The organism is Corynebacterium nasorum, assembly GCF_030229765.1.
GTDB classification, from domain to species: Bacteria; Actinomycetota; Actinomycetes; order Mycobacteriales; family Mycobacteriaceae; genus Corynebacterium; species Corynebacterium kefirresidentii.
This window is the reverse complement of the sequence record NZ_JASPGY010000005.1, coordinates 92,188-105,070: the sequence shown is the minus strand read 5'-3', so window position 1 is coordinate 105,070 and position 12,883 is coordinate 92,188. Positions and strand designations below refer to the sequence as shown.

Genomic DNA, 12,883 nt, shown 5'->3' with positions numbered 1-12,883 from the left:
GCAGCTTTATGCGTCCATATCTAACTGTTCGCACTCTGCACCCAATGCCGCATTAATCTCAGCAATGACCGACTCCGGCACCTCGGTATCCACGCGCAAAATAAGGACAGCGTCAGACTCTTGCTTAGCGTGAGTAAGCGCCGCCGCCACGATATTAATTCCAGCAGCACCTAGCTTGGTGCCCACCGTTCCCAACGCGCCCGGAGCATCTGCATAGCGGAAGAAAAGATTGCGACCAGTAGCGCGCATATCGACGCCACGACCGTTAATACGAATAAACTTTTCGGTTCCATCGATACCAATAAGCGCACCGGTCAGCGAGGAAGTTTCTCCATCAGCCCCGATAACCTTCACCTGCAAGGAGGAGCGGTGCCCCTTGGATTCCGCGTTGGTAGATACCTCCACCTCTACCCCACGGCTCTGCGCAATCTGCATAGCATTGACAAATGTCACCGGTTCCGATGTCACGCCACTAAACAGACCCCGCACGGCAGATAGACCTAGTACTTCTACGTCTTCGGTGGACAACTCGCCGCAGACTTCTACCTCCACAGCGACGGGTGCCTGCCCCAACAGACGCCCAGCTGTAAGTCCTAGCTTGCGTGCGAGATCCAGCCAGCCAGCAACTTCTTCTCCTACAGCACCACCGGAGACGTTTACCGCATCTGGGACAAACTCACCGGCGAGAGCTTTGAGCACCGAAGCCGCCACATCGGTTCCTGCTCGGTCCTGGGCCTCTACAGTGGAGGCTCCCAAGTGTGGGGAAACGGTGACCTGCGGCAGCTTAAAGAGCGGAGAATCAGTGCATGGTTCCGTACCAAAAACATCGAATCCCGCACCTCGGTGATGCCCCTGTTCGATAGACTCAGCCAAGGCCCCCTCATCCACCAAACCGCCGCGAGCCGCATTAATGAGAATCTGCCCCTTCTTCGCCTTAGCCAAGAGCTCTTTATCAAACATTCCGGCAGTCTCTGGGGTCTTCGGAAGGTGAATGGTCACAAAATCAGAACGAGAAATAAGCTCTTCCAATTCGACCAGTTCCACGCCCAGTGCCGCCGCACGAGCCGGGTTGGCATAGGGGTCGTGGGCAATGATGGTCGTTTCAAAAGACTTCAGACGCTGTGCGAAGAGCTGACCAATGTGTCCAAAACCAACAATACCGATGGTCTTTCCATATACCTCCACGCCCTTGAAAGAAGAACGCTTCCATTCCCCCTCGCGCAGCGACTGGTCGGCTGCTGGTACCTGGCGCGCCGTCGCCAAGAGCAACGCAATGGCCTGTTCGCACGCCGAGTGAATATTAGACGTAGGTGCATTTACCACCATGACGCCCTTTTCCGTTGCCGCCGGAATATCAACGTTATCTAGGCCTACTCCTGCACGGCCCACAATTTTTAGCTTTGGAGCTGCTTCTAAAACCTCTGCATCAACAGTAGTTGCAGAACGCACCAGCAAAGCCTCTGCATCCGGAACTGCGGCGAGCAACTCCGCACGATTTGGACCGTCGACCCAACGAACCTCAACTGAATCCCCCAAGGCCGTAACTGTGGATTGAGCTAATTTATCGGCAATAAGGACTACCGGCTTCGACATATCTTCCTTCGCTTAAGTGTGATGCGGTGCACGCGGAATTCCCGCGTGTCAAGGAAGTGTAGTTCAGGAAGGAGTGCCCTGCTTGATTTTTGCCTTAAATTCTTTCACTCGACCGAATTCCGGTCCAAGGGCTACTAAAGCACCGTCTGCAAGGCCTGCAACAGCGGCCATGCTGTGCTTATCCTCCAATGGATCAACAGTCGGCACCACCAACACCTTGCCGCCATAGGCTGCCGCCGTAATGACGTTCGCGATGGGACTGTCTTTTGTCGCGATGATATTCGGCGCCATCTGGGCATCCCTGCGGGACTGTGCTGGGACAGGTTTCTTCTTTTTCCCATCAGCCTCAGGTTCGCCTTCATACGGCACCCATGCGGGCCGCAGCTCCACTTGGGGAGTCTTGTCCAATCGCGCAATATCTTTGACCATTTGCTCGGGGGAAGCTACCACCTTGGAGCCGTATTGGAATGCTGTAAACTCTCCCAGCGCTTTGTGCGTACCTGGATCCTTGATCACCTCAAAGTCCCCAGATGTTTGTGTCCACGGCACATCGCCGACAATCACCAAGCGTCGTACTCCCAGGTCCGTGAGTAGCTTATGGATTTCCAAACGCCTAGCGTCGTCATACTGCACCGCAGGCAAATGCTGGTTTACCGCCAACGTTGCTGCGCGCAGAATAGATTTATCATCCGCGGTAAAGAGGACGAGCGAATCGGAATCTTCAAAAAATAGGCGGCTAGCCTCGATGCCTATGGGGTCATTGACGATGACAAACCTGCCGTCAAATTTCGGGTCAATCAGCCGGTTTTGGTTCTCCGCTTTGGCCTTATTGAGGTCAATTTCTGACTCATCCAAATCAGACAATCCCCGCCTGACCAGTTTGGTCTCAGTAACTGGTGTGCCACAGGCAGCTAATGCGAGCGATGCGACAAGCACTGTGGCAGTCAGGCGCACAGAATTAGCGATCAAAAGCTTGCGGGCCTTCCTCTCCACCAAACAGGTTTGCTTCATCCACATCACGGATGACAGGTTTACCTAAAGCATATTCCACGATGTCAAGGAACCGTTGACGACGGTCTGCTAGGAATTCTCGCGGCTGTGACGCCCGCAGGTAATTCAAATTCATATCGTGGGACGCTAGTACCTCATCAAATTGCCTGTCTTCCATGATGGACTTGGACTGAACGCGCGGCAGGTAGCGATCGGGAGCGAAGCCATCGAGTACTACCTCAGTTCGCTTGCCCATTGGGGTGTAGTTCATCACGGACTCCGCCAAAACGGGGTCCACTCCGTGGCGCTTGCACCAATTCAGCGGGAACACCGGGAAAAAGCCCGGCTTAAGCTCTTCAAATGTGCGCCTATTAAACGCCTTTCCTGTGCGCCAATCCTTTGCGCCGCGCGCCATAAGGAGGGCATAGAGACCATGCCAAACACCGTCCTTATCATCTACAGAGAGCAAACGGGATTCCCGGAAGGTGGCATCGGTGACAGTCTTCGGGGCCTCATCCGTTGCGCCCGCTACCCACTCGGTGACCTCATCCACGTCGCGAGCGGCGCGCAGCTGCACTGCAGACGAGCCATAAAGCTCGCCGAAGACGCCGCACCAGAACCATTGGTTCATGCGGTCCCACGATTGCTGGGTAGACAGCGCTCCCCCGCGTTTAGCCAGGCGGGCAATGATGACGGCTAGAGGAACAATCTGTTCATTAAACGGAACCTGATCCGTATTAAGGATGCATCGTTCCGCCAAAAACTCAGATACCTCACGGAAAGTAATGCGTAAATCATTGGCCGCCGCCTTATACTCCGTTAGGGACAGCTTTAAGATGTCCTCGCGCTGCCCACCAGCACGGCCCTTTTCTCCGGAGACTAAAAGCGATACTGCAGAAAGAAATTCTGTGCGCCCAATTCCGTCCAAAGCTGGGGACTTACGCAGATCCTTTTCCACTTCTTGCCAATCAGTGGCCAGGTGGAACGTGGGATCCTCGGAAGCAAATACTGCGGTGAGTAAATCGAATACGTCCATTTGCAGGCCTGCCGAATTTGCCTGCGCGAAAATCGACCCGATGCCGGCTCGCTCTGTTTCTCGGGAAAGCCGAATCATCGGCAGGTCATAGCCGGACAATGGCCTAACGATGCGGTTATTAAACGCTGCTAGCTCCGCGCTGTATTCCTGTTTGGTCGCTGCAAGCTCAAAGAGCATGCCAACGCCAACTTCACTCAATAGTGAAGCAACAGGAATGCACATATTCTCTAGGGCGTCTTCCCGCGAAAGAATGTCCCCCTCAATCGTCGGTGCGAAGTGCGATCGAATTTTTCCTTTGTGATCGACTGCAAAGATGGCGTCATCCGGCATAATCTCGCCCCGCACGGCAGCTCGAATATCAATGAAGAAACGGCGATGAACTTTCTTCTTGCGGAAGTCAGTTGTGTCTACAAAGCCCTCGCCGTTGAAGCAGTGATACAGCGTGGTCAAACGCTGCTGTCCATCTAAAAGGAGCAAGCCGGGGTCAACGCCGGTATCCGGCGCGCCGGCGAGGGCACGGGGGCGAAAGCGCATCTTTTCGTTTCGAGTATCAAGTGCCATAAGCGCCCCGATGGGATAGCCGCGCAGCACAGAAACAATGAGTGAACGGATGCGATCTTCATCCCAAGCATAGCTGCGTTGGAAATCAGGTAGCTGGATGTCCCCGCGATTAATCCGTGCAAAAAGGTCTTTGAGATCATAACTTGGCGTCGTAAAGCCCATGCCCGACATCCTACCCCCAAGGATTAATTCTTTCCTGCCGAAAATTCAGGAAAACCCACGGTGAACACCCCTAATTCACCGTGGGTTTGGCGCTATTCGCGCGGCCTTATGTGCTAGGCCGTAGCATCCAGTGGATTCTTTACCCAGCTCATCAAATCGCGCAGCTTAGCGCCGGTCTTTTCAATTTCGTGCTGTGCAAATTCCTCGCGCAGGTCCTCCAATTCCTTGTTGCCGCCCTCAATATTGGCCAGCAGGCGCTTGGTGAAGGTGCCATCCTGAATATCAGACAAGATGTCTTTCATGCGCTGCTTGGTATCGGCATTGATAACGCGGGGACCGGAAATGTAGCCGCCAAACTCTGCGGTATCAGATACCGAGTAGTTCATATTGGCAACGCCACCTTCAAACATCAGGTCCACAATCAGCTTCATCTCGTGCAGAACCTCAAAGTAGGCCATTTCTGGCTCGTAGCCAGCCTCAGTCAGAACCTCAAAGCCGGTACGAATCAGGTATTCCACACCGCCACACAAGACAGCCTGCTCACCGAAGAGGTCAGTAACCGTCTCTGCCTCGAAGGTGGTCGGGATAACGCCGGCACGCGCGCCACCGATGGCTGCGGCATAGGACAAGGTCAAATCATGTCCTTCACCCTTCGGATCCTGCTCAGTAGCGATGAGGCACGGAACTCCCTTGCCATCTACAAACTGTCGGCGAACCAAGTGACCAGGTCCCTTAGGAGCAACCATTCCGACGGTGACATTGGCCTGCGGCTCAATCAGCTTGAAGTGAATATTCAAACCGTGACCAAACAGCAGTGCATTGCCATCTTCCAGGTTAGGGGCGATTTCCTCTTCAAAGATCTGCTTCTGAGAGGTATCTGGCGCCAGCAGCATAATGACGTCTGCCCACTTAGCAGCCTCTGCCACGGTCTTAACCTCAAAGCCTGCTTCCTCAGCCTTGTCCGCCGACTTGGAACCCTCGCGCAGGCCGATAACAACCTCAACGCCGGAGTCACGCAGGTTTTGCGAGTGTGCATGACCTTGGGAACCGTAGCCGATGACGGCTACCTTGCGGTTTTGAATGATGGACAGATCCGCATCATCGTCATAAAAGGTCTCAATTGCCATGTCCTAATCCTCAATTCTGTAGTGATTAAAAGTTCAATGAATCAACGTCCCACCCACTATTGTATCAGCGTGTGGGATTTAATGCCCACCTAGTGAGACATTAATTTCGGGGTGGAGCTAATGCTTTGGGCCCACGCCCTAAGGCCACGTCACCCGACTGCACCAGCTCGAGTACACCAAAAGGTTCTAATACATCCAGTAGCGCCGCCAGCTTTCCCGGGGTACCAGTAGCCTCTACCACCACGGATTCTTGCGCCACATCTACCACGCGAGCGCGGAAGATATTGACGGCATCGACAACCTGGGGCCGGTTGGTATTATTTGCAGCCACCTTGACCATCATCAGAGCTCGCGCCACGGTTGCGTCAGCCTCAAGGTCAACTATCTTGATGACCGGAACAATTTTATTGAGCTGCTTAGTTACCTGTTCCATAATTGTCTCGGATGCATCAACCACGATAGTCAGCCGGTTGATACCCGGATTTTCCGTTTGGGCGGAAACCAGGGAAATGATGCTATAACCGCGCCGCGAAAACATTCCGGTCACCCGCGACAGGATTCCCTCTACGTCTTCCACCAGGACCGACAAGGTATGCCGGGAAACGTCAGTGGGTGCCATGCCTATACCTCCTGGATGGTCTCGTCGATATCGGCAGGACTTTCTGCTGCCGATTCAGTTTCATCGAATAGCGGGCGCAAACCGCGGGCGTATTGAATCTCTTCGTTAGACGCCCCACCGCCAATCATCGGCCACACCTGGGCATCTTCTCCAACGATGAAGTCAATAACCACAGGGCGGTCATTGATTGCACGGGCCCGTTCAATCGCTGGCACCACTTCTTCCTCGCAGGTGACCCGGATGGCTTCACACCCCAATGCTTCTGCCAAGCGGACAAAGTCCGGGGTATAGACATCGCGCTCTCGCAGCTTGGTATGGGAGTAGTTCTCATTAAAGAACAGGGTTTGCCACTGGCGGACCATGCCTAGGTTGCCGTTATTAATAACGGCAACCTTGAATGGAAAGCCCTCCAAAGCTGCGGTGGTTAGCTCCTGGTTGGTCATCTGGAAGCAGCCATCACCGTCAATCGCCCATACCTCTTTATCTGGGCATGCTGCTTTGGCGCCAAGGGCTGCTGGTACCGCGTAGCCCATGGTTCCAGCTCCGCCGGAGTTAATCCAGGAACGCGGCTGTTCAAAGTCAATAAACTGTGCCGACCACATCTGGTGCTGCCCCACTCCGGCACAATAAATTGCCTCGGGGCCTACGGTTTCACTGAGCTTCTCCAAGACAAATTGAGGATTTAGCTGCCCATCCGGAGTGGGAACATAACCACGGGGAAACCGCTCTTTGAGTCCGTCAAGGTAGTCCCGCCATGGACCTGTCTGCGGCAGATCCAGAGAGGAGTTTTTACGGTATTCCTTTAAAAGTCCCGCTAGTACCTTTTGCGCATCACCCACGATAGGCACGTCCACCTCACGGATTTTGCCGATTTCAGCAGGATCGATATCCGCATGAATCACCTGGGCCTCAGGGGCAAAGGTTGAGATATCCCCAGTTACTCGATCATCGAAGCGCGCGCCGATGGCAATGAGCAGATCCGCACGCTGCATCGCCGCGACCGCCGGAACGGTGCCGTGCATGCCCGGCATGCCCATATGCAGCGGATGAGACTCTGGAAAGGACCCCAAGGCCGTGAGTGTGGTCACGACTGGAATTCCGGTACATTCCGCAAATGCACGCAGCTCCCGTGCCGCCTCTGCCTTGATGACACCACCTCCGGCATAAATAACCGGCTTTTCTGCTTGCGCGATGAGTTCAACCGCTTGCGCGATTTGACGGTGGTGTGGCTTGGTCGTTGGCTTATATCCGGGCAAATCGAATTCGGTTGGGAAAGAGTAGTCCAAGTGGCCATTTTGAACGTCTTTCGGAATATCCACTAGGACCGGTCCTGGGCGCCCTGTAGAAGCCAAATGGAATGCTGCAGCAATAGCAGCGGGAATCTGGCTAGGCTCCGTCACGATGTAGTTGTGCTTGGTGATCGGCATTGTCACGCCACGGATATCAGCCTCCTGGAAGGCATCGGTTCCCAAAAGATTGCTTCCCACTTGGCCGGTGATAGCGACGATGGGGACGGAGTCCAGGTTGGCGTCGGCAAGCGCTGTCACCAAGTTAGTCGCACCCGGCCCCGAGGTGACAATGCACACCCCCACCTTGCCAGAAGCCTGCGCATAGCCTTCCGCAGCATGTCCAGCTCCCTGTTCATGACGGGTGAGCACATGCCGCAGCTTGGTCGAGGTATGCAAAGCATCGTAGAGCGGAAGCACGGCACCGCCTGGAATGCCGAAGACAAGATCGGTTCCCAAATCTTCAAGAGTGCGGACAATGGCGTGGGCACCACTCATCCGCTCCGGAGCGTGGGCGCGTGAGGCTGCAGCCACCGAAGCGGGCGTGGGCGAAGTTGTCGTAACCACGGTTAATGTGCTCCTTGGATTGCTCTAATACTGGTCGTGATCATCATCGTTAACGCCTTTAGATATGAACAAAGCCCCCGCGGGCTGGTGTGTCTGCGGGGGCGAAAAGCGTCGACGTCATGAGCGCCGCGGTCACCGCCGCATTGGTACTACCTGAAGTCGAATAATGATCATGAGCATGACTATACACCGATAGGTATTACGGTTATGACAGTTACCCCCATTTGGGATCGGTTTCCCACATGGTGAGACATACCTGAAAATAGGTTAGCCCTCACCCACCCCTGTGAATTAGGCTTGCACACTATGACTCCACCACCTAAGGACAATAAACCTCATCAGTCCACCACCCAGGCAGAGGTTTTCAAGCCATCCCGTGACCACATCTTGGGCATCCTTATCCTGTCCACCATTGCGCTATTGAGCATTGGGTGGGCCCCCAAATACCTCGCATGGCTGTTCATCATCCCCATCCTCGGATTGTGGTGGGTCATAAAATCCCGCACCAAGGTCTCAGAATCCGGGATCGACATTTCCTATGCTTTCCGGAAAAAGGTACAGATCCCTTGGGACGATTTTGCCGGTATCGGCTTCCAACGCTCCCGCGCCTTTGCTCGTACGAGAAGCGGCGCGGAGCACAGCCTGCCCGGTATCACCTTTAACTCGCTCCCACGCCTTTCGGAGGGCTCCCGCGGCCGCATCCCGGACGCCCTTACCCAGGGCCGTGAAGCGGCAGATGAAAAGGTGGTTATCGTCCACCGCGACGGCCAGCAAGTCCTGCTCAGCAAAGAAGAGTATGCGGACTACCTTGAGCGCCACCCCGAGCTCAAGCCCTCGGCCGAAAACTAAATACGCCACCGACGCTCTCCCCCACATCCCTTGAAGGAATGGTGACTTTAAACCATGTTCCCGCTGCGCTCAAAAGTAACTACCGTCGGCCGCCAGGCCTCTGGCGCCCGGGCCCTGTGGCGCGCAACCGGCACCAAGGAAAATGACTTTGGTAAACCGATCGTGGCCATCGCCAACTCCTATACCCAATTCGTCCCCGGCCACGTGCACCTCAAAAACGTCGGCGATATTGTCGCCGATGCCGTACGTGAGGCCGGCGGAGTGCCCAAGGAATTCAACACCATCGCAGTCGATGATGGCATTGCCATGGGCCATAGCGGCATGCTGTACTCGCTTCCCTCCCGCGAAATCATCTCCGATTCCATCGAGTACATGGCCAATGCCCACACTGCCGACGCCCTGGTATGCATCTCCAACTGCGATAAAATCACCCCCGGCATGCTCAATGCTGCCCTGCGCTTGAATATCCCCACCATCTTTGTCTCCGGTGGGCCAATGGAGGCAGGAAAGGCGGTCGTTGTAGATGGCGTAGCCCACGCCCCAACCGACCTCATTACGGCGATTACGGCCTCCGCCAATGATGAGGTCTCGGATGAAGGACTGACCCAGGTCGAAGCATCTGCCTGCCCCACCTGTGGTTCCTGCTCCGGCATGTTTACCGCCAACTCTATGAACTGCCTGACCGAGGCCCTCGGCCTTGCACTGCCCGGCAACGGTACCACCTTGGCCACCCACACGGCCCGCCGCGGCCTATTCGAAAAGGCCGGCACCACCATCGTCGATATGTGCCGTCGCTATTACGGCGAAGAAGACGAATCGGTCCTTCCGCGCAACATCGCCACCAAGGAAGCTTTCACTAACGCCATGGCCCTAGACATGGCCATGGGCGGCTCCACCAATACCATCCTGCACACCTTGGCGGCCGCGCAGGAAGGCGAGGTGGATTTCACCCTGAATGACATCAACGACATCTCCTACCGCGTGCCGTGTTTGTCCAAGGTAGCGCCCAACGGGACCTACCACATTGAAGATGTTCACCGCGCCGGCGGCATTCCCGCCATCTTGGGCGAGCTTCGCCGCGCCGGGCACCTCAATCTCAAGGTACATACAGCGCTATATGACAACGCCGAACAGTGGCTCGATGACTGGGATATCCGCAACCCTCACGCCACCGATGAGGCCCGCGAACTCTACTACGCCGCCCCCGGCGGCGTGCGCACCACGGAGCCCTTCTCCCAATCCAACCGCTGGGACGAGCTCGATACCGACGCCGCCAATGGCTGCATCCACGACGCCGAGCATGCCTTTTCTTCCGACGGTGGCCTCGTTGTACTGCGCGGCAACCTCGCTCCCGACGGGGCCATCGTCAAGGCAGCGGGCGTCGAAGAGGAGCTGTGGACCTTCTCCGGCCCTGCACGAGTCGTAGAGTCCCAGGAGGAAGCGGTATCTATCATCCTCAATAAGGAGGTTCAGCCGGGCGATGTCGTGGTCATCCGCTATGAAGGCCCGGCCGGTGGCCCTGGCATGCAAGAGATGCTCCACCCGACTTCCTTCCTCAAGGGCGCCGGTTTGGGCAAGGCATGTGCCTTGATTACCGACGGCCGCTTCTCCGGCGGTACTTCCGGCCTATCCATTGGCCACATCTCCCCCGAGGCAGCCCACCAAGGACTTATCGGGCTCATCGAAAACGGCGACACCATCTCTATTAATATCCACGAGCGCGAGCTCACCCTAGACGTGGATGAGGAAGTACTGAAGCGCCGCCGCGCCGCCCAAGAACAGCGCGAATCCCCTTGGACCCCAGTAAGCCGCAACCGCCCGATCACTAAGGCACTGCGTGCATATGCGGCAATGGCAACCTCAGCTGACCGCGGCGCGGTTCGCGTGGTTGACGGTTATGTGAATTAGCAGGAGATAGCTGCTAAATTGCTGTGCTTCGGTGGGGTGCGCGCCTTTTGCCTGCAAATCGCATAAGATATCCTGCGATGAAATTCGCGCGTACCCCGTTATTCCGCTATGCCCTGACCTTACTGGGGCTCATTCTTGGCGCTCGGAAGATCGTCCAAGATATCCACATTACGGACTTCCCCATCGATATGGTGGTCTACCGCGAAGGCGTCAAGGCCTTCCTTGAACACCGCTCTGTCTACAGCGAACCCATGCTGGCCGGCGATATTCAATTGCCCTTTATTTATCCACCCTTTGGCGCGTTGGTCATGGTCCCCTTGACGGCCTTCGACGGTATTGACCACGATATGGCAGGCGACATCGTGGTCGTCCTCTCTGATCTTCTCGTGCTCCTATGCCTCTACCTTGTATTCAAGGCAGTGCTGAAAAAGCCAGAGTTCCTCCTGCCCGTCACCGCCATTACTTGGGCAATTGTATTGCGCTTTGAGCCGGTTGACCTCAATAACGGCTTTGCCCAGATCAACATCGTGGTCATGACGCTCGTTGTCCTCGACCTCGTTCCGCGCCGGCGCTTCCTACCGCAAGGAATCCTGATCGGTCTGGCGGCCGCCATCAAAATAACCCCGCTGGCCATGCTGCTTTATTTCCTCGTGCGCAAGGAGTGGAAGCAGATTGCCACAGCGCTCCTTTCCGCTGTTGCGGCCACCCTCCTTGCCGCAGCCTTCCGCTGGGACGCATTCGTGGAGTTCTTCAGTTCCAAATTGCTCGATATGGGCTCTGGCGGCGACTTCGGCGTGGGGACTGATTACCAGTCCAATAGTTCTATCAAGGGCGCCATTCAGCGCATGTATTCTTCTTCGGAGGCCATGGATGCCAATGGTCTGGCTATCAACATTGCTTGGATCGCCGCCTCCCTCGTGGTCATTGCATTCGCGGCGTGGCTTATTAAGCGCCTGTGCGAAGAGCATTTGCTTGTCGACGCCCAGTTGGTCCCCGCCCTCACCCTCCTGCTCATCTCCCCCGTTTCCTGGTCACACCACTGGGTCTGGCTCACGCTCATCATCCCAGTCTTTCTTTACCGCGCCTGGAGCTGGCTTTCTACGGGATGGGCCGCGGGCAGCCTTCTTACCGTTCTCGTTGCCTGGGCAGGCATGCTTCTGACTGTCCCGCCCAAGTGGTGGTGGGGCGACCAAGTCGATGTCCACGCCATGGAGCGCTACCAAAAGTTTTGGGTAGATGACTTCGTCTGGCTAACCATACTGACCGTCGCACTTTTCGCAGCCGCTTTCTATGCTTCCCAGCGCAATAACCGGAACGCGAATACCGCTACTCCTGCCCCGCTAGCGTCTTAAGCGCTACAAGGTGCGAATCGAATGCGGCCTTACCTTTAGTTGTGAGCATTACCCATACCGTGTCCTTGCCACGTGAGGATCCATACTCACGAAAGCGACTGACATACCCCTCTTTTTCCAGTGCGCTTAGCTGCTTAGACAGCGTGGCATCGGATTGATTCACCTTGTCTCGAATCGCGGCAAAGCGCATCTCTTTGTTGATGGCGCCTTCCACTGCCCCAGCCGCGTTGAGCACCGCACAAATCTTAAACCGGTTAAGCGGGTGAATTACTGGATCAAGCTCACTCATCACCGCTCGCCTGCTTGTCGTCTCTTTGGCCACGCGTGGACATATCCATTGCTCCCGAATTGAGAGCCCAAAACACACCCAAGCCCCACAGCGTGAATACGATGGCCGCAATCACCATGTGCCCTTCGAGAAAGGTCTGGAAAAACGTAGGGGCAAACATTAGAAAAAATCCGAGATAGTATTTCCAGTCCGGCTGCGGCTGGTCAAAAGGATTTTGTCTATAGCCTGCACGTACGTCACGCTTTTTAGCGCCTACCCAAAGGCCTACACCCACGCAGGCAATTGTGACTCCGAGAGATATCCATAGCGGCATACCTTCCCCAAATTGGCTCAGGCCAAACCACAGTCCTGCTAACGCCGCAGCAAACAATGCATTAAGCGCGGTCTTCCGGCCAGCGCTCTGGTCCTGCTCCATTTCTTCATTAAATGCCAGTGCCTCGTGCACGCTGTCTTCCATCGTCTCTATCCCTTTCGCCTTCGATTCTCCTTTGTTTTCCACTTTAGAAAGTATCATACTTTCCCTCCCGGAAAGCAAGGGGTAAAA

General features: G+C 55.6%; 11 protein-coding genes. 3 read left to right on the top strand and 8 right to left on the bottom strand.

From position 1 onward, the window contains the following. Positions 1-6 precede the first annotated feature (6 nt). The 6 genes from serA to QP904_RS06655 all read right to left on the bottom strand — a co-directional run bounded on the left by serA (position 7) and on the right by QP904_RS06655 (position 7,941). Positions 7-1,593, bottom strand: a complete 1,587-nt coding sequence (serA, locus tag QP904_RS06680; RefSeq protein ID WP_284835769.1) for a phosphoglycerate dehydrogenase — start codon at positions 1,591-1,593, stop codon at positions 7-9. Between the two features lie 63 nt (positions 1,594-1,656). Beyond that, complete coding sequence (locus QP904_RS06675) at positions 1,657-2,457, bottom strand: hypothetical protein (RefSeq protein WP_284835768.1); 801 nt, start codon at positions 2,455-2,457, stop codon at positions 1,657-1,659. 94 nt (positions 2,458-2,551) lie between these two features. Then, positions 2,552-4,342, bottom strand: coding sequence for a GmrSD restriction endonuclease domain-containing protein (locus QP904_RS06670; RefSeq protein WP_284835767.1), 1,791 nt, complete (start codon positions 4,340-4,342; stop codon positions 2,552-2,554). A 113-nt stretch (positions 4,343-4,455) separates the two neighbouring features. Beyond that, positions 4,456-5,469 carry a ketol-acid reductoisomerase gene (ilvC, locus tag QP904_RS06665; protein ID WP_284835766.1) on the bottom strand — a complete coding sequence of 338 codons (1,014 nt, stop codon included), beginning with the start codon at positions 5,467-5,469 and terminating at the stop codon, positions 4,456-4,458. Positions 5,470-5,569: 100 nt separating this feature from the next. Further along, positions 5,570-6,088, bottom strand: a complete 519-nt coding sequence (gene ilvN, locus QP904_RS06660) for an acetolactate synthase small subunit (RefSeq protein WP_284835765.1) — start codon at positions 6,086-6,088, stop codon at positions 5,570-5,572. A 2-nt stretch (positions 6,089-6,090) separates the two neighbouring features. After that, positions 6,091-7,941: an acetolactate synthase large subunit gene (locus QP904_RS06655; protein ID WP_284835764.1), complete on the bottom strand. Its 1,851-nt coding sequence runs from the start codon at positions 7,939-7,941 to the stop codon at positions 6,091-6,093. A 306-nt stretch (positions 7,942-8,247) separates the two neighbouring features. Here QP904_RS06655 and QP904_RS06650 point away from each other — a divergent pair, with 306 nt between their 5' ends. From QP904_RS06650 to QP904_RS06640, 3 genes are all read left to right on the top strand, one after another. Continuing rightward, positions 8,248-8,790 (top strand): PH domain-containing protein, encoded by a 543-nt coding sequence (locus tag QP904_RS06650; protein WP_284835763.1) that lies wholly within the window; start codon positions 8,248-8,250, stop codon positions 8,788-8,790. 54 nt (positions 8,791-8,844) lie between these two features. After that, positions 8,845-10,698 (top strand): dihydroxy-acid dehydratase, encoded by a 1,854-nt coding sequence (gene ilvD / locus QP904_RS06645; protein ID WP_023021706.1) that lies wholly within the window; start codon positions 8,845-8,847, stop codon positions 10,696-10,698. 77 nt (positions 10,699-10,775) lie between these two features. Next, complete coding sequence (locus QP904_RS06640) at positions 10,776-12,050, top strand: glycosyltransferase 87 family protein (protein ID WP_284835762.1); 1,275 nt, start codon at positions 10,776-10,778, stop codon at positions 12,048-12,050. On the opposite strand, the gene QP904_RS06635 is transcribed toward QP904_RS06640, so the two are convergent. Together QP904_RS06635 and QP904_RS06630 are read right to left on the bottom strand one after the other, a co-directional pair. Beyond that, a complete protein-coding gene (locus QP904_RS06635) occupies positions 12,025-12,339 on the bottom strand; it encodes a transcriptional regulator (RefSeq protein WP_284835761.1) in 315 nt (104 codons plus the stop codon). The two genes, QP904_RS06640 and QP904_RS06635, sit on opposite strands and share 26 nt — an antisense overlap. Then, entirely contained in the window at positions 12,332-12,838 is a 507-nt protein-coding gene (locus tag QP904_RS06630) for a hypothetical protein (RefSeq protein WP_284835760.1), read from the bottom strand. The genes QP904_RS06635 and QP904_RS06630 overlap by 8 nt, the downstream gene beginning before the upstream one ends. Positions 12,839-12,883: the final 45 nt, after the last annotated feature.

What these genes read in the sequence shown, in the direction of transcription:
- serA (WP_284835769.1), bottom strand. Translation starts at nt 1,593, where the DNA reads ATGTCGAAGCCGGTAGTCCTTATTGCCGATAAATTAGCTCAATCCACA.
- QP904_RS06670 (WP_284835767.1), bottom strand. Translation starts at nt 4,342, where the DNA reads ATGGGCTTTACGACGCCAAGTTATGATCTCAAAGACCTTTTTGCACGG.
- ilvC (WP_284835766.1), bottom strand. Translation starts at nt 5,469, where the DNA reads ATGGCAATTGAGACCTTTTATGACGATGATGCGGATCTGTCCATCATT.
- ilvN (WP_284835765.1), bottom strand. Translation starts at nt 6,088, where the DNA reads ATGGCACCCACTGACGTTTCCCGGCATACCTTGTCGGTCCTGGTGGAA.
- QP904_RS06650 (WP_284835763.1), top strand. Translation starts at nt 8,248, where the DNA reads ATGACTCCACCACCTAAGGACAATAAACCTCATCAGTCCACCACCCAG.
- ilvD (WP_023021706.1), top strand. Translation starts at nt 8,845, where the DNA reads ATGTTCCCGCTGCGCTCAAAAGTAACTACCGTCGGCCGCCAGGCCTCT.
- QP904_RS06640 (WP_284835762.1), top strand. Translation starts at nt 10,776, where the DNA reads ATGAAATTCGCGCGTACCCCGTTATTCCGCTATGCCCTGACCTTACTG.
- QP904_RS06635 (WP_284835761.1), bottom strand. Translation starts at nt 12,339, where the DNA reads ATGAGTGAGCTTGATCCAGTAATTCACCCGCTTAACCGGTTTAAGATT.